The sequence below is a fragment of the Streptomyces sp. SLBN-8D4 genome (assembly GCF_049739545.1).
Taxonomy (GTDB): Bacteria; Actinomycetota; Actinomycetes; order Streptomycetales; family Streptomycetaceae; genus Streptomyces; species Streptomyces canus_C.
The window spans coordinates 10222268-10244458 of record NZ_JBMGQC010000001.1; the positions used below are offsets into that span (position 1 = coordinate 10222268).

Here is a 22191-nt window from a genome sequence, read left to right on the forward strand (position 1 = left end):
GTTGGCCTGTCCTCCGTGCCTTCTGCCCGATCCGCCAACGCCACGGTCTCCGGGTTGGTGGTCGACGGGCACAGGGTCCACGGCGGGGCCAGTCGGCGGGTGGAGGGCCAAGGAAGGCGAGGGAGTGTAAATCTAACGGCTCTGTCTCACATCCGGTGGTAACTGAGCGTCATGACTTCAAGAGGACCGCGGCGCAGCCGATTTCGCAGCTCAGAGACCATCTCTCCAGGACAGCGGAGCAACGCTCCGGCGACGGCCATCCAGGACCCTCCGGCAGATCTGACTGCAGCCTGACTTGCAGCTATTACTCTGCGCTTCTGAACTCACTCTGCGCTACCACCGGATGTGAGACAGAGCCGTTAAATTGACACACCCACGCCACTTCCCGGCGGCGGGCTGGGACTCGCCGCTGACGAGATAGACCCGGTGCCGCCCATCGGGTGAGGCGGTGAGCGACCCCGGGATCCGTCAATGCACCTCAGTGCGGGGAACGGCAGGTGTTGTGGTGGGCGATGTCGAGGACGAAGCGCTCGGGGCGGTGTAGCTGCTTGGTGGTGTAGGAGGGCTTGCTGTTGAACGCGGCCCCGAAGGTGACGACGCCCTCGAAGTCGCCGGTCAGTGCGAAGCCCTTGAGTTTCGGCAGATTCAGCTTGATCAGGCGCGGGCCTTTGTAGACGTTGCTGCCCGCGTTGTTGTGGGCTGCGGCGGGGGAGAGCTTGATCTCCAGGAAGTGCTTCCCGGCCAGCAGGACCTTCTTCCCCGAGCTGTCGTAGCGGAGTTCCTTGACACGCGTGACGGTGGTCGGCGGCAGTTTGCCCTTCACATCGATGACGACCCGGTCGAAGGAGCAGTGACCGGCGATCCTGGCGTTGACCACGAGACTCGTGGACGGTGCCGGGGATGAGGCGGCGGCAGAGGTCGACGCCGCGGTGCCGGCCAGGAGAAGTGCGCTCGCGGTGATGGCCATGAGGCGATGGCGGGTGTACATGACGCCCCCTATATGAGATGTCGGGGACTGATAGTTACAGTATGAGACATATGTGAGGGGCATACGGTTGCACGCTTTGGCGAACGATTCTCATGTACTGAAGTGCGATCGCTGACCTCGACGGTGGCTGGCATAGAGGTCCTGGGGCCTGTGTGATGTCGTGATCAGTCGAGGGGCTGGGCGGCGAGCTCAGGCGGCGGATCCGTCCACGGCGCGGCCGCAATCTGCTCGGTGCAGGCCCACTGGCAGGGGCGGTGTCGCCCTCTGGTGCCGCTGCCCGGGAGCACGGATCATCATGGGCATCCGTCCTCGTGGGGTGACGGCGCCGAGCGGATGCCGAGGTGCCCGGCACGACTGGGCCTGACGGAGGGCAATTCATGGTCAGTGACCAGAGGGACGACAACATCAACTGGGCGAGCGTGCTGCGGGCGGACTTCACGAGGAAGGTCGAAGGTCTGCAGCAGTACGCCTACGCCGCCGGCGCCCGCGGAGACGTGGTCCTGCAGCGTGAGTACCTGCATCAGGTAGCCCAGTTGGAGGCGTTGCCCAAGCCGTGGGAAGGCGGTGCCCGCCTCACCGTGGAGGAGTACGCCGCCGCAGTGCGGGTGCGGGCGTGGGTGCTGCATGAGCAGGAGATCGCCGCCGATCGGCAATGGGCGACGAAGCGAGGGATGAGCGAGCGGGAGTGTGAGCGGCGGGAGGCCGAGTTCCGTGCCAAAAAGCGATATCACCGCACACCGGATGGTCAGATGCTGTGTGCGGCGCTGCGTGACGACGGCAGGATCGCCCTCAACAGCGAGATACTGGAACCTGAGGTGGCCGACCGACTTCGGCAACAGATGCCGCAGTTCGCGGACCTCATCACCTTCTATTTCGACAACCAGGAGGCGGGCCGAGGGTTGCAAGGCGCACCCATCGACCGCACGCCCCTGCCGGGTCCTTCGAGCCCGTCCCTCGAACCGCCCGTGCCGGACGGTACACCGGTTACGGCACAGTCCGGTGTTCGCGACGGCATGCCGCAGCGCCCGGCAGCCCCCGCCAAGCGCCGGCCATGGTGGCATAGGTGCCGCCCCTAGGGCCTGCGTGACGACGGCACGATCCTCGACATCGTCGCCTACGACAGCCTGCAGCCCGCCCGCGCCGGAGCCGTCGGCATCACCGGCGAGATGGGCGACTCGCCGGTTCACGACATGATCGACCACAGCACGGTCGACTGGCAGTTCAACACCGTGTTCCAGCACGTCGCGTGACGCGCCGACGACCACGAGGAGGAGACGACCATGCCCTTCGCCGACGAACTGATCAACGGCCACACCGCGCAGTCCCCGATCCTGGCCGTCCGCACCGCACTGCCCGGTGCCGAACTCGCCTCGCTGCATGCTGCCGAGCAGCAACTGGCCCCTCTCGCGCTGCGCCAGAGGGCCGACCTGCTCAGAGACGCCCTGCTCGCGGCCGTTCCTGGCGACTACGCCGACTGGCGCGCGTCCTGCGCGTCGCCAAGGAGAGCGCGCCGGTGTTCGCCGGATGGCTCATCTGGCCGGTCACGAGTGCCGTTGCCACGAAGGCTGTTGCCGAGGACACCGCCGATGCCTTCGACGATGCCATGGCTCTCCTGGCCGAGCTCACCGGGCGGCTGACGTCCGAGTTCGCCCTCCGCGTCCTGCTGCGACATGACGTGGACCGGGGCCTTGGGATCGTCGCCGGGTGGGCGCTGTCGCCCGACGCCGACGTGCGCCGCCTCGCCTCGGAGGGCACCCGGCCCTACCTTCCCTGGTCGACACGGGTGCCGGAACTCATCGCTCGTCCCGGCGCCACGGTGCCCGTCCTCGACGCGCTCTACGGTGACGGGAGCGAGTACGTCCAGCGTTCCGTCGCCAACCACCTCAACGACCTCAGCCGTGACCACGACGACCTCGTCGTGGCGACCGCGCGGCGCTGGCTGGACGCCCCGGCCTCGATGACCCGACAACTCGTGCGCCACGGCCTGCGGACGCTGGTCAAAACGTGGTCATCCCGGCGCCCTCGAAGTGCTGGGCTTCGCTCCGGCGACGGTCGAGGTGGACGGACCGGTGCTCGACCGTGTCCGGGTGGCCTTCGGCGGGAGCATCCGATTCACCGCGGTCATCCGCAACGCCGGTGCGGAGGAGGCCCGGCTGGCGATTGACTACGTGGTCCACCACAACAAGGCCAACGGCTCGCAGAGCGCCAAGACGTTCAAGCTCACCACCCGCACCCGCACCCGCACCCGCACCCTCGGCCCGGGCGAAGCGATGGAGGTGACCCGCGAACACTCCTTCCGGCCGATCACCACCCGCCGTTACCACCCCGGAGCACATGCCATCGCGCTGCAGATCAACGGTGTGGCGTCAGCCCGCGCGGAGTTCGAACTCCAAGCTCCTTGAGACGGCGCCGCTTTCGGCGAGCCCCGCGATGATCTTGCGGGTCTTGGCGAGTCGGAGGCGTTGGCCGTGTCGCCGGCCGTGCGCCAGGACTGGTTGAGGTCGACCATGGTCTCGAAGTCGCCGCCCAGGTCCCGACGCACGGCACTTTGCCGATGACGTCTCACAGCGCGGCCTTCAGGGGCCAGTAGGGGGCGCCGTGGAAGCTGGCGGTCTCGATCGCCCTGCCGTGCCGGGTGATGTCGAGGGGGTCTTCGCCGACGAACAGGTGCTTGTAGGTGTCGAAGCCGTCCATCAGGTCGCCGGAGCCGATGCCGGTGATGCCCTCGTCGGTGTGGACGCGGACGATCGTGGCGTCGAAGTGCCGGCGGGGCTCGGGGGCCCAGGCGGCGCGGAACGGCGGATCAAGTTCGAGGCGCAGCCGGTCCAGCGTGATGTCGGTGATCTTCATCGGGCGAGCACCTCGGGGGTCGGGGTGTAGAACGGATTGGTCGCGCCCTGCTTCGCCGCGGCCTGGACCTCCGCGACGGCGGGGGCGCCGCTCACGGCGGCGCGTACCGCCTGGAGGCGTTCCCCACCGCCCTGCGCACGACCGGCGTCGGTTTCGCCACTGCGATGAGCCGCGTCGGAGCCGCCATCGGCACCTTCCTGCTCCCGATGGGCCTGGAGCGCTTCGGCGCGCAGTTCGTGCTGCTGATCGGGGCGGGTGTCCTCGCCGTCGACGGGCTGGTCTCGCAGTTCCTGGCCCCGGAGACCACGGACATGGACCTGGCCCAGGCCGCCCGGGTGTCGAGGAGCTGAGCTGAGCACGCCGATTGCGTCCACCTCGAGGGGTGGACGGAACGGTCGTGTCCGGCAGCGGACCAGTGGACCACGGGGCGCCCATCAGTCGCAGGCGCCTCCGTCGAGAGCGAAGGCCGTGGGGGACGGGTTGCTTCCGCTGAGCGAGCCCTGCACCCCGAAGCTCACCGTCGCACCGGGCGCGATGGCCCGGTTCCAGTCGGCGTTGCGCGCCACGACGTCGGCGCCCGACTGGGTGACGTTCGCGTTCCAGGCGCTGGTCACGCGCTGGCCGCCCGGGTAGCTCCAGGCCAGCCGCCATCCGTCCACCGCGGAGGTGCCCGTGTTCTTGACGGTGACGGTCGCGGTGAAGCCGTCGCTCCAGGCGTTGTCCACCTTGTACGTCACCGCGCAGGACGCCGTCGGCTGCGGACCGCCGCCGGCCGGGCGATCGGCGGCGTAGGCGGCCAACCACGCCAGCGGGGCGTTCCAGTTGATCGCCACCTCGTTGGTGGAGTAGGAGCCGATGTCGTCGATGTAGCAGGCGGCGGGCGCGCATCCGGCCAGCTTCTCCTGTGCCACCGGGTCCTGCAGCGCGCTGTTGGGGCCGCCCGCGAGCGAGCCCGCAGGCGGGTTGGGCAGTGAGGCGTCCAACTGGTGGGCCCAGAAGCGGTGATGCTGGTTGTGCGAGGACCTCTCGCCGTAACCGGTCACGTAGGACTGCCCGATGGCGTTGCGACCGAGCAGGTAGTCCATCGACTCCAGCACTGCGGCGCGGTAGCGCGCGTCACCGGTCAACTCCCCGGCGACCGCCATGACCACAGCGTTGTCGGCGGCCTCGCTGTTGGAGCCCCAGAAGTACCCGTCCTTGGGTATCGGCACCGCGTACCCCTGCCCTGCCATCGTGGACAGGTAGCCGTCGGCTGCCGTGACCACCGAGGAGCGGATACGGGCCAGGTCGGAGGCGGGCAGCCCGTTGGGGACGGTGGCCAGGGTGAGCCGGCCCAGCGCGGCCGTGTCCGCCCAGCCGAAGCCGTAGGGAGTGAAGGCACCGCCGGAGGCGTGCCACGAGGAGGAGGTGATCGCGTCCCGGTACGTGCTCTCCCCGGTCGTCGCGTACAACTCGGCGGCCGCCCAGTAGAACTCGTCGGTGACCTGGCTGTCGCCGTAGGCGCCACCGCCCGTACTGTCCGAATCGGGCGCGTACATCGCGGGGTTGGCCTGCGCCGCGGTCCACGCCCGCCGGGCTGCCGCCAGACAGCGATCGGCGAACGCGGAGTCGTATGGCCGGAATACACGAGCGCACTGCGCGGCGGTGGCCGCGAGGTTGAGGGTCGCCGCGGTGGAGGGCCGGTGCAGTTCGCGGGGTTGGCCGTCCTGGTCGGGGCGGGTCGGGATGCCGGTCCAGGCAGCGTCGTGGATCTTGTGGAAAGCCATCCCCGCGTACGGCTTGTCCGCGGGCACCTGCATCCGCATCAGGAACTCCAGCTCCCAGCGCGCCTCGTCCAGGACGTCGGGGACGCCGTTGCCGCGCTCGGGCACGCGCAGGGTCGAGTCGCCCATCGCCGCGTCCGTGCCCGCGCGCTTGGCCCGCTCGAAGGAGTTGACGACCAGCCAGGTGGAGATGCCTCCGTTGACGACGTACTTGCCTTGGTCGCCCGCGTCGTACCAGCCGCCCCGGACATCCTGGGCGTAGTCGCACACCCCGGACTGACAGGGGACGGCAGTGTCGCCCTTGTTCGGTGAGACGCCGAGGTGCCCGGCGGGGCGGGCGTAGGCGGAGCCGACCAGGGAGGCGTTGATGGCGATGCCGCTGCGCTGGTGATAGAAGAACGCCATCGCGTCCGAGCGCAGCCCGTCGTAGAGATTGGCGCGGATGTCGAACGGGTCGCTGCCGCTGCCGTCCACCGACAGGACGTAACCCGTGCCCGTCCCCTGGTACGACGAGAAGTCCGCCAGCTGTACCAACTGGCCGGAGGGGGCGTCCGCGCCGCGCGGGACCGTGGAGCCGGAGGCGACCACCGTGCCGGAGGCGTCGCGCAACTGCCAGGTGAGGGACTGGGTGCTGCTCGTGAGGACCGTCGCGCGCTTGGGGCCGTCCGGCAGGTAGCCGACCTGGTTGACCCGGACTGCCGTGGTCCCCGCGGCGGTTGCCGGGGTGGCCAGCAGGCCGCCGAGAAGGAGCGAACTCGCCAGCAGGGCGGTGGCGAGGGGTCTGCCATGGCGACGTACTGAGTCGAACGCGGACATGAGCGGCTCCTGGGGGAATGGAAATCCAGCGGGATGGGAGCGCTCCCATGAAATCGAGCGTGGCATGGTCATGGCTACGCGTCAATCGGTTGGAGGGAGGTGGGTGCACTTTGCTTGTGCGTCCCTGGTGGTCGGGGGCGCGCGGAGGGGAGCTCCGGACAGCCGCGTTCAGGCGCGTTCGTACACGCGAACCCAGTCCGTCAGCATGCGGACGGGGAACTGCGTGGACTTGGGGACGGGGCCGGGCCACACGCCGCCGACGGCGAGGTTGAGCACCAGATAGAAGTCATGGTCGAAGACCCACTTCCGCCCCGCGCCGTGAGAGGCTCGCCTGTCGGCGTGATAGACGTGACCGTCGACGGACCAGGTGATGCGGTTCCTGTCCCATTCCACGCCGTAGGTGTGAAAGGCGTCGGAGAAGTGTTCTGCGTCCGGGAGCGTGTGATGTCCGCCGATCCCCTCGTCACCGTAGCCGGGTCCGTGGACGGTGCCGTAGACGGTGTCCGGTTCACCGCCCGCGACCTCCATGACGTCGATCTCGCCGTTCCCGGGCCACGGCGTCGTGCGGTCGTTGTCGCCCATCATCCAGAAGGCGGGCAGAAAGGCGCCGTCATGGGGAATCCTGATCCGCGCCTCGATCTTTCCGTACGCCTGCGAGAAGGTGCCCTTCGTCGTCAGCCGGGCCGACGTGATGTCGCAGGTGCCGTAATGGCAGTGGTCCATGCCCGGCAGTTCCTCGCGGCGCGCGGTGATGACGAGGTGACCGTCCCCGTCGGTTGCCGCGTTCTGGGTTCTGTCGGTGTAGTACTGCCATTCCTTGTTGCCCCACTGCGGTTCTCCGCCGGTGTCGTGGACCCACTTGTCGGGGTCGGGTGCCTGCCCCGCCGCTCCGGTGAACTCGTCGGACCACGTCAGCCGCCAGCCCTTTGGCGCCGACCGCGTGCCGCCGGACGGCGAGGCTGAGCAGGAAACCAGCAGCAGTGCGGTGAGCAGCACACCGACGGCCAGCCGTGCCGGGGTGTGCGGGTGGCCGGGGGCAAGACGCATGGGGGCTCCTGATCGGGGCACGGGGACCGGTCCGCGGGGCGGATGGGCACGAGGCCCTGCCGATCGGGGCCGGGGCAAGGCCACCCTCCCGATCGGCCACCCGTCGCAGGAGAGGTGCCGCCGGCCCCCGGGACCGGACGGCGCCACCATCGCCCCGAACCGTCCGGGAACTCTCGGGTCGGACAGCACGGAACCCGGTGTCATCGGTGACAGCCTGGCACGGCATCGGTCACGTCCGTCCAGTGCCCCCCCGTGATGGGCATCGGTGGAATGCGGTCCCCGTGATGGTCTTCGCGGTGCCCAGGGTCTGTTGTGATAGTGGATCTTGTTCGTTGATGATCACGTCCTGTGGGACGTGGGGATCTGACGAACGGCCAGTGGGCCCGGCTGGAGCCGTTGCTGCCGACGGGCATCAAGCCGGGTCGTCCGCGGGTGTGGACGCGGCGGCAGCTGATAGACGGCATCCGGTGGCGGACCCGGACCGGCGCCCCCTGGCGTGACGTGCCGGAACGTTACGGGCCGTGGGGCCGGGTCTACGTCCCTTCGAACGGTGCTGACAGAACACGCGCGAGGACGACCCGCCTCGGTGTCCGTGCTGTTAACCAAGGAGCCCTCACAGGTGAAGATGTCCACCTTGATCGCGTTGTGCACCGCGCTGGAATGCACTCCCAACGATCTGTTCGAGATCGACACCACCCCCGTCGAGCGTCCTGCCGCCCTACCCCGGCCAGTCGCTGACCTGCCCCGAGCGGCCTCCGCCCGCGGCCGTTCGATGCCGCCGCTCTGACCCGGGCGACATCGTGGGCATGAAACAGAGCGACTGCATCGGCTGTGGAGCCCCGGTCGGCTTCATCGACCGCCAGTACTGCTGCCGCTGCACGGCCCGGCAGAAAGAGACCGCGGCCAGGGCCGACTGCCCCCGCTGCGGCCAGCAGCGCGTCCTCCAGGAGGACACCGGCAGCTGCATCACCTGCTCACGCGTGTGCACCACCTGCGGTCACCCGGTGAGAAACAAGACATCAACGTTGTGCCGAGACTGCTCACGCATAACGGAACGCGACGCCGCCAAGGCGCCCTGTCCTCGGTGCGATCGGCCCGGCTATCTGTGCGAGGACACCGGCTGGTGCGGCCATTGCTCGCGTCCTCGCCAGACAAAACAGCCGCCCCGGACCTGCCGCGAATGCGGCCGGGTGCAGCGCCGTGCCGGGCTGGGACTGTGCTCCGCCTGCTGGCAGCGTCACCCCCGACCGGCCCTTCGTCCGGGTCGAGGGCCTGATCGCCGAACTCGGACAACCTCCTTACTGGCTGCGGGACTTCACCGCCGATCTCGCCGCCAAGTACTGCGTCAGCCGCACCTGAACAATGATCACCGTCCTGGGGCGACTCCTCCTGGATGACCAGCCCAACCACCCGCAGGCTCTGCTTGAACGCTCTCGTCGTTCCGGACGCTCGATGGGCTCCCTCGCCCGCGTGCTGGAGACCTTCTTCACCGGTCACGGCATGGCCATGGCCACGGATCAGGCCGAGCGGCTCGCGGCCGGCCGCCGACAGCGTCGTGTCGAAGCCGTCCCCGAGAACCTGCGGCCATCGGTGGAGGCGTTCGCAGACTTCATGATGCACTCGCGTAAGAGGGTCCGCCGGGCCGGAACACGACCTCGCAGCGATGCGACCGTGGCCATCCTGCGTGACCTCGTCCGCTTCCTCGCCGGCGGACGCGGCAAGCAGGACTGGGCGCTGACCGACGTCCACGATGTCGAAGCCTTCCTCGCCGGCTCGCCCAAGGCACGCAAGCGTCGGCTGGTCGTGCTCGGGCAGTTCTTCCGATTCGCGCGTTCTCGGAAGATCGTGCTCGTCGATCCCTCTCACGGTCTGACCGCCCGAGGTCCCAGCGGCTTCACCGGAGCGACGCTGACACTGGATCAGCAGCGCGTGTTGTCCCGCCGCTGGACCACCGGTCCGGCCGTCCACCCGCACGAGGCCCTGCTGGGCATGCTCGCGCTGTTGCACGGCGCCTCAAGTCGTGAGGTCACGATGCTGCAGACCGCTGACCTCGACCCTCATGCCCGGACCACCCGGCTCGGCGACCGCCCGCATCCGGTCCCCCTGGACCCGGCGTCCTGGGCAGTGCTGGAACGCTGCCTGGCTCACCGCGAAGCCCAGCGGACCGACAGTCACCACGTGATGGTCACCCGTCAGACGAAGTCCGACCGGGGACTGGTGTCCACCGCCTATGTCAGCCACGTCCTCGACGCCTGCGGCTTCCCGCCCCGCATGATCCGCTGCACTCGACTGCTCGACCTGGTCAACACCATGGATCCCAAACTCGTCGCCGCAGCCTTCGGCATGGACCCCGAAGCCACCATGATCTATCTCGCCGACCACGTCGATGCTGGTCGTTTGCCGGAGCGGTGAAGACCGGGCATTGATGGTTACTGAAGCCGCAGGACGCCAGGGGCCCGATCCTCGCCGCAGCCAGATCCGCGCTGACAGCAGGACGGTTCGTGGGATGGCAGCGTGAGAGGCGAATCTCCAGCTGGCGAGCCGTCTCCGGATAGCCCAGATACTCACGAGACGCGTGGTGGTGACGCCATTCAACAACGTAGTCATCGTCGTCGGGCTGCCCGAAGCCACCGCTGAGGCAGTCAGCGAAGGCGTCGAGGTTCTTGCCGAACTAGCTTCCAGGGCCGTTGACCGCCTCGCCGATGAGCCGCCAGAAGTCTTCCTGCGTCCTCACCTTGGTGCCGTCCAGCACGTATATCGCCGTCACAGCACGCAGGATACGTCCAGCTCAGTGGTCCATCTCTCCATTTTGAACCCATGCTGTTCAGCTGCTGACTGGCACGGGTTCGCCGGTAGGTGGCGGTCGGCGGGCATCTCGTAGCGGATCCGGAGTCCGGTGCGACTCGGACGTCAGTCGCACGTCGTGCTGTGGCGTTGGTCGGGTGTGCCGGGAATTTCTCCACGAGGCCATCGCCCACCTCGGTAACACTTCGGGGCCGCCATCCGGGAGGCCCTGACCGCGAGGGTCTGTCCGGCCGTACCGCGGTTGTCATCGCGCGGACGGCGGAGGTGGTTCTGGTGGTCGAGGGCGGATCGGCCGTCGAGCGGGGACGCACCAGAAGTTGCTCTCCGTCGGCGGGCGGCACCCGGAGTTGTACCAGACGCGGTTCGAGTAGCAGACCGCTGACGGGACGGACATCGCCGCGGGGGAGGCAGTGGCGTAACAGTCGGCGCCAGGGGCGTCGCGGCGAAGAATCATCGCGCATTGTATTGACGGTCACCCGAGGTGACCCTAGCCTTCCCGGCTTGAGAGCGCTCTCAAATTGAAAGAGCCCGGGTCATCTATGGCCTGGACCTGGGAAACGAAAGTGCCGCATTGCTCCTGCCGAAGGGTGCACCGATGTCAAGAGAGGCAGTTCAGCCGCACAGAGCACAAGCATTAGCAATGGCGCTGTGGCCCGCGCCTTGGCGACGAGTGGCCGGAATCGTGGCCGTCGTCGCTCTGCTCAGCGCCGTCCTCACAGTGCTCGGCTCCGCGTCGGCCGGTGCCGACACGGTGGGCGCCGGCAGCTACACCACCTCGGCACCCGGCCCGCTGCCCTCGGGATGCGCGGACCTGTCCGCCAACCCGCGCCACTGGGTGACGTCCGACGCCCCCTCGGGCGCCGTACCCACCAACGACTGGTGGTCTTCGATCCTGTGGAAGCGCACCAACTGCGCCTACGGAGAGCCCTTGTTCGCGCAGCCGCTCGGCTTCCGCGCCCAGTCCGGAGGGCTGGGAATCTCCTACAGCACCAAGCCGACGATCTCCGGCAGCGCCAAGGGCGTGGGCGAGTACCACTTCGACTACAAGGAGGACTTCGTCGTCGGCGTCTCCGGCCTGGCCGCCCCCGAGGTGAAGGTCGACGACTGGACCGACTGGACTGTCAGCCCGTACCTCAGCGACGGTGCGCACACCCTGCGCGCGACCATCGGCTCGGGGCTGCCGTTCGCCTACTTCCGTGCGACGGGCGGCACCGCCCAGATCAAGGCAGCCGCCGACGCGACCGTGGACGTCTGGTCCAACTCCGGCCCCACGATCGGCTATACGGTCGCCGGACACGACTACGTGGCCTTCGCCCCGAGTGGCGCCTCCTGGTCGGTCAGCGGCTCCACCTTCAGCTTCTCGCTCGCGGGCAAGGACTACTTCTCCGTCGCCGTGCTGCCGACGACGCCGTCCACCGCGAGCGCCGACCGGGCTGCGCTCGCGACCGAGTACGCCAGGTACGCGTACGACCACGTCACCGGCACCGCGGTTTCCTACCGGTACGACGAGGCCGACAGCACGGTCACCACCACCTACAACTACACGACCACAGCCCTTGAGGGGTCGGCCACCGGCACGGTCGCGGCCCTGCTGCCGCACCAGTGGCGCCACCTGGCCGAGGGCAGTCCGCTGCCGCAGACGTACATCTCCTCCCGGGGCCCGCTGAAGGTGCTCACCGGCATCACGTCCTTCTCGACGTCGATGGTCTTCCACGGGGTGCTGCCCGAGATACCGGGGGTCGCCGACAGCTCCGGCGCCGACGCGACCACGCTGCGGAACTACCTCGACGCAGAGAAGGCCGACCCGACGCGCCAGCAGAGCGACGACACGTACTGGACCGGCAAGGGCCTGGGGCGCGCCGCGCGACTGGCGGAGATCGGCGACCAGAGCGGTGACACCGCCGTCCGTGACGCCGCCCTGTCCGCGATCAAGTCCAAGCTCACGGACTGGTTCACCGCCTCGCCGGGCAAGACGGGCCACCTGTTCTACTACGACGACAAGTGGGGCACCCTGATCGGATATCCGGCCTCCTACGGGTCTGACCAGGAGCTGAACGACCACCACTTCCACTACGGCTACTACATCGCCGCGGCCGCGACCCTGGCCAGGTTCGACCCCACCTGGGCCGACGCCGACCACTACGGCGGCATGGTGGACGTGCTCATCCGGGATGCCAACAACTACGACCGCACCGACAAACGCTTCCCCTACCTGCGGGACTTCGACATCTACGCCGGCCACGACTGGGCCTCCGGCCACGGCTCGTTCGCCGCGGGCAACAACCAGGAGTCGTCCTCCGAGGGGATGAACTTCGACAACGCGCTCATCCAGTGGGGCACCGTCACCGGGAACAAGGCCGTCCGGGACGCGGGCATCTACATGTACACCACGCAGGCCGCCGCCATCGAGGAATACTGGTTCGACACCCATGACCAGGTCTACCCGGGCGATTTCCCGCACAAGCAGGTCGGCATGGTCTGGAGCAACGGGGGTGCCTATTCCACCTGGTTCTCCAGCGCCCCCGAACAGATCCAGGGCATCAACCTGCTGCCGGTGACCGGCGGACACCTCTACCTCGGCGACAACCCGGCCTACGTGAAGGCCAATTACCAGGAGATGCTCGACCAGGCAGGCAAGCCCCAGCCTGGCATCTGGCCCGACATCTGGTACGAGTACCTGGCGCTGGGCGACGGCGACGCGGCCCTGGCCGACGTCCGCGCCAACAGCTCCTTCACCTCCGAGGAGGGCGAGAGCAAGGCCCACACCTTCCACTGGATCCGTAACCTTGCCGCGCTGGGCACCGTGGACACCGGTGTCACCGCCGACAGTCCGTTGACCGCGGTCTTTGTCAAGAACGGCGAACGCACCTACGTCGCCGCCAACACCACCGCCGCCGACACCACCGTGCACTTCTCCGACGGAACCACCGTGCAAGTGCCCGCCGGAAAGACGGTCACGGCCGGCGCCCACACCTGGACCGGCGGCAGCGGACCCGGCGGCACCGATCCCGCTCCAACTCCGACCCCCACCCCTACGCCGACGTCGACACCCACACCGACCGGGGACCCGGGGACGTCGCCCACGCTCTATCTGAGTACCGACGGGACGTTGCCGGGTACGCCCGGGACCGCGGACAGCGTGACCGTGGCGTCGGCCGACAGCGTCAATCACGACGGCACTCCCTACAAGCCGCTGACCTTCACTGCCACCGGGCTGAACATGAAGTACGCGGGCGGGACCACCCAGTTCGATCTGGCCGTCGACGCGCAGGAGACAGTCGGCAACGGAGTCCAACTACAGATGTCCTACGACTGCACCGCCAGTGGGACGTGGGACCGAGTCGAGACCTATCGGTACTTCGCCACCGACCCCGTTCCCGGCTGGGAGCACTACACGGACAAGGCCGGACTGGCCTCCGCGACCGGCACTTCCTGCGACCTGAAGAACGGAACCGTGCAGGTCAAGATCTGGAACGCCCTCGGGCACGCCCCCAGCATCGTCGCCACCGGCACCAAGTCCAGCGTCCGGCTTCCCTACAACTGAACAGGTGATCAGCATGAGTTCCGTTCGGTGCCCTGGCCGAGCAGGCCGGTGGCGCCGGGCGGACCTCATCGCCCGTGTTGCCGAGCACAGAGACCCTCACTGAAAGGGAGGGAGTAAGGACCGTGGCGAGGAAGGCGGTGACTGGTCAGACCTGCTGTTCGAACTCCAGGCCTTCATATCGGCGCCGGGCGATGTCCTCGCGGGTGCCGACGATCAGGGTCTGGGTGAAGACTTTCGAGTCGATCGACTGGCTGTGTATCTGCGCGAGTAGAACGAGATCGCCTTCGTCCGGTGGCAACTGCCAGGGGCTGGAGAAACCGCCCAGTCGGACGTCGATTCCGTGTAAGGCTCCGCCCGCTGCCGCGTCCCGCACGGCGTCCTCGAAATCGTTCAGGATGTCCTCCCGGCCCGGGCCACTCTCGAGGAACGCGCTGGTCGCCGGGGCGTCATGCCAGTCGGGTGAGACGGTCAGTCCCAGCACCGGATATAGGTCACCCGGCTCGTAGACCCGGACCTGCTCCGGTTCCCCGTCCAACTCGTACGCCGCCGAGCGTTCCGTGGTCCGCACGCCGGCGGGAACGTGCAGCAGCACCGACGACTCCGGCTCGTACTCGATCTCGGTGAAGAACAACAGGTGCCCGTCGGGTGGCAGTTCGATGTCCAGGGCTTCACGCGGAAGCGCCGCACAGTCGACGGTGAGCACCAGAGGGTCGCGTTCGTCGGGCCAGTCGACGCCGTCCGGCAGCAAGGGGAGACCTCCCGTCCGCGCGGCGGGACGCGCCTCTTCCTGCTGGGCGGACGTCAAGCACGGGAAGGGCACCAAGTGAATGCACGGCCGGGCACCGGCGAGCATCTCCTGCGTCACCGGCCCGGGAACACCATGCTTCTCGGCTGTTCTGAGAACGAGTTCTTCCACTGTCGAGGTAGTCATGATTGCGATCGTGCCACGCGCCACTGACATCCACTGACACCCAACTCGCGCTCCAAGAAGCGTGGTTGTTACACTTGCGTTGATCGCGGGATATGCGTGCCACGGACCCCGGCCGCGGCCTACGTCCACTGCGCGACCCGGACGCGCCCTGCTGGCCGAGACGACGAGGCCGGAAAAAGACACCCCGCAACCCGGATCACACCGTCACCGTTGCCGGACGAAGCCGTCACGGTGCGGCCAAAAGAGGGCTCTGTAAGCGATCACGGGGAGCCGACACGAGTAGTGAGAGTAATGTTTGATTCCGTGTCTACGCCTGGGGGCGCCGTAATGGGATAGCGCCAGATGTGACGCTGCCTCATGTACGTCGAGACCGGGTCTCGGCAATGCGGATGCCGAATGCCGTGAATCGACGCTGACCATTGCCTCTCCGGATTGGGTCCAGCCGGGATCCGTGTCGCGATACAGCGCTAGTCTTCTTCTCGCGCCGCTGCCTGCGCCGCGCAAAGACCGGCAGGACCAGGACGGAAGTATGTCGGGAGAGATCTCACCCACCGGGAAGCGCTCCGGCCCCCACTCGTCGCCCGAACTGAGGGCCTCTCATGCGGACCGGGACCGGGTGGTGGACGTGCTGCGCATCGCGGCCGGGGACGGCCTGCTGACCGCGGACGAGTTGGATGAGCGCCTGGAAGCTGCCCTGTTGGCGCGTACCGTCAGGGAGCTCACCGCGCTGACCGTTGACCTGCCGCCCGTGTCCGCTTCGACTGGCGCGACCGTAGCAGAGGTCAAGGACGTACTCCGGATCGAGGGGCTTCACAGCGGTGCGGTCAAACGAGAGGGGCGTTGGGTTGTACCGCGCAGGCTGGAGCTGGCCACTGCGTGGTGTGAGGTGACGCTCGACTTCACTCAGGCAGTGATCACGCAGGAAACGTTGCGGATCGACATGAACACGGCAGGCAAGAGGCTGACGCTGATCACCAAGCCAGGCATCGTGGTCGATACAGGCGCCCTCAGCCTCGTACACAGCAAGATCAAGATTCGTCAGGCTCCAGACCACGGGACGCCGATCACGCTGCGCGTGGAGCTGGTCGGCACGACGACCCACGGCCGCGTCGTGGTACGGCGTCCACGGCGTACGCTCGGACAGTGGCTGCTGCGCAAGCCCGCTTCCCGGCTCGAAGGCGAGTGACTCCTCGTTGGGACCTGTCGACGATGGCTCGGCGGTTTGAGCGGGGGCTCCGTCAGCGATCACAGGGTGCCGTCACGACCCTTGAGGGCCCGCTCCATCCCAGATCACGAGCCGGGGCACGCCCCGCCGCGATACGCCAGGCGTGACGCTCCGTCATGTCCCGATGGGGCGGGCTGAACCGACCCATCCGCGGCGACGTCCAGGCCATGAACAGATGCCCGGACCGGTGTCCGCCACCTCCACGAGCGCCTCGAAGGGCGTGGCGGAGATGGTGACCGTGACGGTGTCGCCGGAACGGCAGTGGCGGGCGGCGTTGCTCAGCAGGTTGCCGAGGGCTTGGTGCAGCCGGCCGGCGTCCGCGCGGACCAGCAGGGGAGCGGGGCCGGGGACGGCGCATACGGTCGGGCCTCGTCGATCCGTAGCCGTCCCTCGCCGTACGACGCAACGGGCGCCGTCTCCGTGGCCGCACCCCGGGCACGCTGCAGCACCGCGCCCACCCGCAGTACCACTTCGGTGGGACTGAACGGCTTGGTCACGTAGTCGTCGGCGCCCAGCCGCAGCCCGTTGATGCGGTCCTCGATGGTGCTGCGCGCGGTCAGTACCACCACCGGCACCCGTCCGCGCTCGCAGGCCTCGCGCAGCACCTCGCCACCGTCCACGTCCGGCAGCCCGAGATCCAGGAGCGTCAGGTCGATCCCACGCTCGCCGAGCAGCCGTAGGCCTCGGCACCCGACCTGGTCGTCAGCACGCCGTAGCCGGCGCGCTCCAGGTAGCGGCGCAGCAGCTCGCGAATCTCCCTCTCGTCCTCGACGACGAGCACGGTGGCGGTCCTGTCCCACACCTACGCGCCATGCGCACGCTCCCGGGAGGGGCCGAACAGCGCCAACCTCCCGGCCGATGTCTCCATCCCGTCTCCACACGTACCGCACGGCGACTGCAGGGCTCCGAGCGACGGTGACGGTGTGGGAACGGGAGAGCTCCTACGGAACCGAGGAGGTTCGCCATGAAGCGCAACATCAAGATCGCTACGGCCGTCACTGCGGGTGCGCTCGCCACGGCGGCGTGCTGGCGGTCGGCCCGGTGATCGCGGACCCCGGCAGCGGCGGCTCGGCGGCCGGGCAAACCACATCCCAAGTCATGATGACCCGACGCTCAGCACCAGGCGCGTCACCATGGCTGCACCTCGGACGGCAGTCGGCAGAACGACGGAGCCTGCAGCGGAGCCACGCTGACCGAGCGGGGCACTCTGACGGCTGCTCAGAAGGCCACGCTGGCCGGCATGGCCGAGGAGGAGAAGCTCGCGCACGACCTCTACACGGCGTTCGCGGCACGCCACGACGCGCGGGTCTTCGATCGGATCGCGGCGGCGGAGGCCCAGCACCTGGGCGCCGTGCGCACCCTGCTCGACCGCTACGACGTGACCGACCCGACCGCCGGCACGCAGGCCGGCGAATTCGCCGACCCGGCCGTCCAGGCCACCTACGACCGGCTGCTGAAGCAGGGCGAGGGGAGCCTGTCCGGAGCCCTGACGGCGGGCCGCACGGTCGAGACCGACGACATCGCCGCGCTGAACAAGGCGCTGTCCGGACTCACCGCCCCGGACACGCGCCAGGTGTACACCAACCTGCTCGCCGCCTCCGAGAGGCACCTGACGGCATTCGAGCACTGGATCGCCGACGAGTAGGACGAGTAGGACGAGTGGGACAAGTGGGACGAGCAAAGGGAGGCGGTCCCGGCCTGTATCCGGCCGGGACCGCCTAGGTTCGTCGGAGAGAGGCCGCGGGGCCGCCTGCACATCCGCCAGGAGCCGCGCGTGCGGCTCCGGCATGTCCGTCACGCGACCGCCCGGGTGCGCGAGGCGAGCTCGGGGAGGGCGTCCTCCCATACGGCGCGCGCGGTGCGACCGGCGAGGGTGTGCAGCACCGGCCACAGCTGGAGGAGCAGGTCCTTGTTGAGGTAGCGGGGCAGGCCGTCGTGCAGACTGTCGTGGGAGGGGACGGGGCCCACGACCCGGTCGACGTAGATGCCGGGCAGGTGGACTGCGTCGGGGTCGATGGCGCCGGTTTCGAGGAATTCCTCGACCTCGGCGATGGTGGTCCGTCCGGCCATGGCCGCGAGGGGGTTGAAGTTGGCGGCGCTGCGGTGGAAGGCGAGATTGCCGTGCTGGTCGCCGTGGGCGGCCCGTAACAGGGCGAAGTCGGTGGTGATGGCCTTCTCCAGGACGTACGCCCGGCTGCGGAAGATGCGTGGGTCCTTGGGCGGGGAGGCCACCGCTACGCTGCCGTCGGGGCCGTAGCGCCGGGGCAGGCCACCGTCGGCGACCTGGGTGCCGACCCGGCGGGGTGTAAAGGTGAGACCTGCGCAGTCCGTCGGCGCCTCGGGCGTGCAGGGCGTCGATGAGCACGGTGGGTATGGCGCACAGCCCGAGGCCGCCCACCGCCGGCGAGGCCCCTTCCGGTATGTCGGTGACCGCCTCGGCGGCCGAGGCCATGACTTTGTCCGCGTTGTCCATGCCTTTCTCCGGTGCCGGACGCGGTGTCCGGCACCGGGGTGGTGCCAGAGCTCATCGCACGGTGGTCATCGCCTGCGGCGGGCAGGTGGCAGAGGCATCGGGGCGACGCCCTCGACGACGGTGTTGCTGATGGTGCCGATGCCCTCGACCGTCATGGTGACGCTGTCGCCGGGGACGAGGGGCGGTGGCTCGAGCATGTCGTGGCGGCCCCAGAGTTCGGCCAGGCAGCCGCCGTTGCCGCAGGTGCCGGAGCCCAGGACGTCGCCGGGGCGGATCCAGGTGCCGCGGGAGGCGTAGGCGGCCATCTCCTCGAACGTCCAGGCCATGTTGGACAGTCGGTCCTGTCCGACCGTCTTCCCGTTGACGGCGACGGTGAGGGCGAGGTCGAGGAAACCCTCAGCGTCACGGTGGGGTTCGAGTTCGTCGGCGGTGACGAGCCAGGGGCCGAGGGTGGTGGAGGTGTCCTTGCCCTTGGCCGGGCCGAGTTTGACCCTCATTTCGCGGCCCTGGAGGTCGCGGGCGGACCAGTCGTTGAGGATCGTGTAGCCGAGGATGTGGTCGTGTGCCTGCTCGGGCGTCAGGTCCCGGCCCGCCTTGCCGATGACGGCGGCGACTTCGAGTTCGAAGTCGAAGCGGCTGCAGCCCGGCGGTACCGGCACGTCGTCGTGGGCGCCGATCATCGCGTAGGGGTTGGTGAAGTAGAACGCGGGTGCGGCGTACCACTCCTCGGGGACGGTGTCGCCGTATCCCCGGGCGACGCGCGCGACATGGCTCTCGAAGGTCATGTAGTCGCGGACGGTGGGCGGCTGCAGTGGAGGCAGCAGGTACGCGTCGGCCAGTGGCACGGGCAGGGAGGCGGTGAGGGCGCGTTCTCCTGCCCCGCGCAGGGCCTCCTCGCCTTCGGCGATGAGGTCCAGGAGGTCGGCGGGGTGCTGGAAGGGGTGGAGCTGGCCGTCGGCGACGATTGCCGACTGCCGTTTCCCGTCGTGGACGAAGCTTGCGAACTTCACGCCGAGCTCCCCTCCGCCTCGGCCGGAGCGGTGCCGCTGTGTCGGAAGCCGACGAAGACGGCGGCGATCACAGCGGCGGCCACACAGGCCGCGGCGGTGAGGATCAGCCCGTTGTTGTAGCCGCTTGCCAGGGCGTGCTCGGTGAGCGGGGCAAGCTTGGCGCTCAACGGGCCCAGGTCGGCGGTGTGCAGGGCGAGCGGGCCGCCCTCGTGCAGGACGGCGGAGGCGATGCCGTGCTCCTTGGGGGTAAGGCCCGCGGCGGCGAGGCTTTTGGTGAGCTGGCTGGCTGCCATGCCGAGGGCGACGGCGCCGACGATGGCCGGGCCGAGGGTCTGACCGAGGTCGCGGACCAGGCTGGTGGTGGCGCTGGCCATGCCGGTCAGGGTGGGCGGTACGACGTTGACGGCAGCCGCGGTGAGGGCGGCGACGACCAGACCGAAGCCGATACCGTTGAGCACCAGCGGCCCGAGCAGGGGCACCAGGCCCGTTTCGTGGATCGGCACCGCCCGCAGCCACAGTTGGGCGCCGGCCAGTGAGACGAACCCGGTGACCAGCATGGGGCCGGGGCCCATGCGGTGCAGCAGCCGGACAAGTAGCGGCCAGATGAGCGGGGTGATGCCCTGGATGACCAGGAAGGGCACCGCGGCGTGGAAAGGGCTCTGGTGCTGGATGACGCCGAGGCGGATGCTCAGGTCGTACGCGCCGCCGAGGAAGCCGAACATGCCGATCACCGCCATCGCGGCCGACGCGGCGAAGGCCGGGATGCGGAACAGCTCCAGGCGCAGCATCGGGGCTGCGCTGCGGCTCTCCACCGTCACGAACGCGGCGAGGAACACGGCGAAGGCGACGAAGGACGCGACGACGGGTGCCGAGCCCCAGCCGTCGGAGGGGCCTTGGATGATGCCGTACAGCAGGGCGAGCATGGCCACGGCGATGGCGACCTGCCCCGGCCAGTCGAGTGAGCGGCCCTGGGGGGCGCTGGACTCGGTGGCCAGCAGCCAGGCCGCCACCGCGGTGATCACGGCGAGCACTCCGGTCACCCCGAACGCCCACTGGAAGGAGGCGTGCTCGACGATGCCGCCGGACATCAGCGGGGCGATCAGGGCACCCAGCGACAGGGCCGTGGTCCAGGAGGCCAGGGCCTTGGCTCGCGCGGCCGGTGTCGGCGTGATGGCGGTGACCATCGACAGGGATGCGGGGAAGAGCGCGGCGGCTCCGATGCCGGAGATCGCCTGCCCGGTGATCAGTTGGGCTGCCGAGTGGGAGGTGGCGGACACCAGGTAGCCGACGGCGGACAGCAGCGCCGCGCCGACCAGCAGTTTCTTGCGGCCGTACAGGTCGCCCACGACGCCGAAGGTCAGCGCGAGGACGGCGGCGGGAACCAGGAAGGCGTCACTGATCCAGGTCAGTTCTCCGCCGGACGTGTGGAGGGTGCGCTGCATGACGCCGTTGATCGCGGCGGGCAGGACCAGCCCGATCTGGGCCAGGCAGACGGTCAGACAGCCGGCGATGATCGTGCCGGTGTGGCGTGCCGTAGCGGCCGGTGCGACATCGGACGGCGGGGCGGCGGGTGGGTCGTAGGCAGGGGTGGAGACCATGTCTTCTCCTTGGAGGGTTGGCGGGACGTACGGCCCGAGAGGGATGGTGGGGAGCTGCGCGTACCGGAGGGGCGGTGCGCCGGTCGGCGGAGGGTGGGGCCTCGTCAGGGCAGGCGGGAAGCGCTCTCAGACGCGGGGGCAGAGCTCGGCCATGCAGCCGAACAGTCCGGGGCCGTCCAGCGGGGGCAGTGAGGGGTCGAGCTCCCGGTAGACGGTGTGCACGTTGACGGCCAGGCGTTCGCTCTCGTCCAGGTCGGCGAAGCGGCCAAGGCGGATGTCGCGGGCCGCGTCCATGGCGGGCATGCCGGCGGTGAAGCGGGCGGTGGCCTGCTCGTGGACGTATTCGAGGTAGTCGCGGATCTCGCGGACGGCCTGTTTGGTGGTGACGGGGCCGTGGCCGGGTACGACGATGTCGGCGTCGAGGCCCAGCAGCAGGTCGCAGGCGGCGAGCCAGCGGGCGAAGGGACCGTGCCAGACGACCGGCGCTGCTCCGGCGAAGACGATGTCGCCGGTGTAGACGGTCCGGGTCTGCGGCACGTGGATGATCGTGTCGCCGGCGCTGTGCGCGGGTCCCACGTCGATGAGGCGGACCTCCGTCCCGCCGATGTCGAGGACGGTCTCGCCGTCGAAGACCCGGTTCGGGAGGACGGGTTCGATGTCGGTGTGGTCGAAGCGGCCGAAGAGCCGGCGGGCGAAGTGTCCAGCTGGGCTGTCCATGCTGGTCAGCGCCCGCATCTCGGCGGGGCCCACCTGCCGCATGTCCGCCACGGACCCGCGGGCCGCGATGATCTCGGCGTGGGCCACGAGCTGGTTGCCGAACCAGTGGTCGCCGTTGCCGTGGGTGTTGACCACGGTGGAGATCGGTGCCGGGGCGGTCAGGGGCGTCAGCGCGTCGAGCATGGTCTTGGTCAGCCGCAGGTCGTAGAGGGTGTCGACGAGCAGTGACGCGCCCCGGCCGGTGATCAGCCCGGCGTTGCTCATGCCCCATCCGACATCGCCCGCGATCCAGGCGTAACAGCCGTGTCCTAGCTCGACACAGCCCGTCCGGGAGGTCACGGAAGCCACGTTGCCTCCTCGTCCGAGTCCCGCGATCAAGCAGCGCGAGACTTTCATCTACTGTTGGACTTGAGTCCAGTGATGG

General features: G+C 68.9%; 21 protein-coding genes and 3 pseudogenes. 11 read left to right on the forward strand and 13 right to left on the reverse strand.

What is annotated here, in order from left to right; all coding sequences use genetic code 11:
* Positions 1-478: 478 nt before the first annotated feature.
* Positions 479-988, reverse strand: coding sequence for an AMIN-like domain-containing (lipo)protein (locus RKD20_RS46520; protein WP_424883049.1), 510 nt, complete (start codon positions 986-988; stop codon positions 479-481).
* 377 nt (positions 989-1365) lie between these two features.
* On the opposite strand from RKD20_RS46520, the gene RKD20_RS46525 reads away from it, so the two are divergent.
* The 3 genes from RKD20_RS46525 (at position 1366) to RKD20_RS46535 (ending at position 3390) form a co-directional block, all read left to right on the forward strand.
* Complete coding sequence (locus RKD20_RS46525; protein WP_424883050.1) at positions 1366-2064, forward strand: hypothetical protein; 699 nt, start codon at positions 1366-1368, stop codon at positions 2062-2064.
* A 204-nt stretch (positions 2065-2268) separates the two neighbouring features.
* Entirely contained in the window at positions 2269-2625 is a 357-nt protein-coding gene (locus RKD20_RS46530; protein WP_424883051.1) for a hypothetical protein, read from the forward strand.
* A 432-nt stretch (positions 2626-3057) separates the two neighbouring features.
* Positions 3058-3390: a hypothetical protein gene (locus tag RKD20_RS46535; RefSeq protein WP_424883052.1), complete on the forward strand. Its 333-nt coding sequence runs from the start codon at positions 3058-3060 to the stop codon at positions 3388-3390.
* Positions 3391-3550: 160 nt separating this feature from the next.
* Here RKD20_RS46535 and RKD20_RS46540 read toward each other — a convergent pair whose 3' ends face one another.
* Positions 3551-3838: a hypothetical protein gene (locus RKD20_RS46540; protein WP_424883053.1), complete on the reverse strand. Its 288-nt coding sequence runs from the start codon at positions 3836-3838 to the stop codon at positions 3551-3553.
* 110 nt (positions 3839-3948) lie between these two features.
* Between RKD20_RS46540 and RKD20_RS46545 the strand changes: the two genes are divergently transcribed.
* Positions 3949-4188: an MFS transporter gene (locus tag RKD20_RS46545; protein WP_424883491.1), complete on the forward strand. Its 240-nt coding sequence runs from the start codon at positions 3949-3951 to the stop codon at positions 4186-4188.
* A gap of 84 nt (positions 4189-4272) precedes the next feature.
* Here RKD20_RS46545 and RKD20_RS46550 read toward each other — a convergent pair whose 3' ends face one another.
* Together RKD20_RS46550 and RKD20_RS46555 are read right to left on the reverse strand one after the other, a co-directional pair.
* Positions 4273-6417, reverse strand: a complete 2145-nt coding sequence (locus RKD20_RS46550) for a glycoside hydrolase family 9 protein (RefSeq protein ID WP_424883054.1) — start codon at positions 6415-6417, stop codon at positions 4273-4275.
* A 168-nt stretch (positions 6418-6585) separates the two neighbouring features.
* Positions 6586-7464: a glycoside hydrolase family 16 protein gene (locus RKD20_RS46555; protein WP_424883055.1), complete on the reverse strand. Its 879-nt coding sequence runs from the start codon at positions 7462-7464 to the stop codon at positions 6586-6588.
* 348 nt (positions 7465-7812) lie between these two features.
* Here RKD20_RS46555 and RKD20_RS46560 point away from each other — a divergent pair.
* The 4 genes and pseudogenes from RKD20_RS46560 to RKD20_RS46575 form a co-directional block, all read left to right on the forward strand.
* Positions 7813-7986: pseudogene (locus RKD20_RS46560) on the forward strand (transposase); the annotation flags it as partial.
* Positions 7987-8089: 103 nt separating this feature from the next.
* On the forward strand, positions 8090-8251 hold the full coding sequence (locus RKD20_RS46565; protein ID WP_424883492.1) for a helix-turn-helix domain-containing protein: 162 nt from the start codon (positions 8090-8092) through the stop codon (positions 8249-8251).
* 413 nt (positions 8252-8664) lie between these two features.
* Entirely contained in the window at positions 8665-8823 is a 159-nt protein-coding gene (locus tag RKD20_RS46570) for a hypothetical protein (protein ID WP_424883056.1), read from the forward strand.
* Positions 8824-8916: 93 nt separating this feature from the next.
* Entirely contained in the window at positions 8917-9876 is a 960-nt protein-coding gene (locus RKD20_RS46575; RefSeq protein WP_424883057.1) for an integrase, read from the forward strand.
* Here RKD20_RS46575 and RKD20_RS46580 read toward each other — a convergent pair.
* Positions 9767-10084, reverse strand: a pseudogene (locus tag RKD20_RS46580) (hypothetical protein); the annotation flags it as partial. The gene RKD20_RS46575 and the pseudogene RKD20_RS46580 overlap by 110 nt on opposite strands.
* A gap of 867 nt (positions 10085-10951) precedes the next feature.
* Here RKD20_RS46580 and RKD20_RS46585 point away from each other — a divergent pair.
* Entirely contained in the window at positions 10952-13813 is a 2862-nt protein-coding gene (locus RKD20_RS46585) for a glycosyl hydrolase (protein WP_424883058.1), read from the forward strand.
* A gap of 145 nt (positions 13814-13958) precedes the next feature.
* Here the strand turns inward: RKD20_RS46585 and RKD20_RS46590 are convergent, their stop codons facing one another.
* Positions 13959-14768: a DUF1963 domain-containing protein gene (locus RKD20_RS46590; RefSeq protein WP_424883059.1), complete on the reverse strand. Its 810-nt coding sequence runs from the start codon at positions 14766-14768 to the stop codon at positions 13959-13961.
* Between the two features lie 505 nt (positions 14769-15273).
* On the opposite strand from RKD20_RS46590, the gene RKD20_RS46595 reads away from it, so the two are divergent.
* Positions 15274-15930: a DUF1707 SHOCT-like domain-containing protein gene (locus tag RKD20_RS46595; RefSeq protein WP_424883060.1), complete on the forward strand. Its 657-nt coding sequence runs from the start codon at positions 15274-15276 to the stop codon at positions 15928-15930.
* 153 nt (positions 15931-16083) lie between these two features.
* On the opposite strand, the gene RKD20_RS46600 is transcribed toward RKD20_RS46595, so the two are convergent.
* Genes RKD20_RS46600 through RKD20_RS46610 form a run of 3 tightly spaced genes read right to left on the reverse strand, consistent with a single transcriptional unit; the run spans position 16084 to position 16771 of the window.
* The gene (locus tag RKD20_RS46600; RefSeq protein ID WP_424883493.1) at positions 16084-16302 is read right to left on the reverse strand and encodes an ATP-binding protein; all 219 of its coding nucleotides are present in this window, start codon (positions 16300-16302) and stop codon (positions 16084-16086) included.
* Positions 16248-16643: a response regulator transcription factor gene (locus RKD20_RS46605; RefSeq protein WP_424883494.1), complete on the reverse strand. Its 396-nt coding sequence runs from the start codon at positions 16641-16643 to the stop codon at positions 16248-16250. Before RKD20_RS46605 ends, RKD20_RS46600 begins: the two co-directional genes overlap by 55 nt.
* A complete protein-coding gene (locus RKD20_RS46610; RefSeq protein WP_424883514.1) occupies positions 16616-16771 on the reverse strand; it encodes a hypothetical protein in 156 nt (51 codons plus the stop codon). The genes RKD20_RS46605 and RKD20_RS46610 overlap by 28 nt, the downstream gene beginning before the upstream one ends.
* A gap of 438 nt (positions 16772-17209) precedes the next feature.
* On the opposite strand from RKD20_RS46610, the gene RKD20_RS46615 reads away from it, so the two are divergent.
* Positions 17210-17614, forward strand: coding sequence for a DUF2202 domain-containing protein (locus tag RKD20_RS46615; RefSeq protein ID WP_424883061.1), 405 nt, complete (start codon positions 17210-17212; stop codon positions 17612-17614).
* Between the two features lie 149 nt (positions 17615-17763).
* On the opposite strand, the pseudogene RKD20_RS46620 reads toward RKD20_RS46615, so the two are convergent.
* The 4 genes and pseudogenes from RKD20_RS46620 to RKD20_RS46635 all read right to left on the reverse strand — a co-directional run bounded on the left by RKD20_RS46620 (position 17764) and on the right by RKD20_RS46635 (position 22115).
* Positions 17764-18442 (reverse strand): annotated as a pseudogene (locus RKD20_RS46620) (CoA transferase subunit A).
* Positions 18443-18507: 65 nt separating this feature from the next.
* Entirely contained in the window at positions 18508-19452 is a 945-nt protein-coding gene (locus RKD20_RS46625) for a fumarylacetoacetate hydrolase family protein (protein WP_424883062.1), read from the reverse strand.
* Positions 19449-21050 (reverse strand): MFS transporter, encoded by a 1602-nt coding sequence (locus RKD20_RS46630; RefSeq protein WP_424883063.1) that lies wholly within the window; start codon positions 21048-21050, stop codon positions 19449-19451. The genes RKD20_RS46625 and RKD20_RS46630 overlap by 4 nt, the downstream gene beginning before the upstream one ends.
* Positions 21051-21176: 126 nt before the next feature.
* Positions 21177-22115 carry an MBL fold metallo-hydrolase gene (locus RKD20_RS46635; RefSeq protein ID WP_424883064.1) on the reverse strand — a complete coding sequence of 313 codons (939 nt, stop codon included), beginning with the start codon at positions 22113-22115 and terminating at the stop codon, positions 21177-21179.
* Positions 22116-22191: the final 76 nt, after the last annotated feature.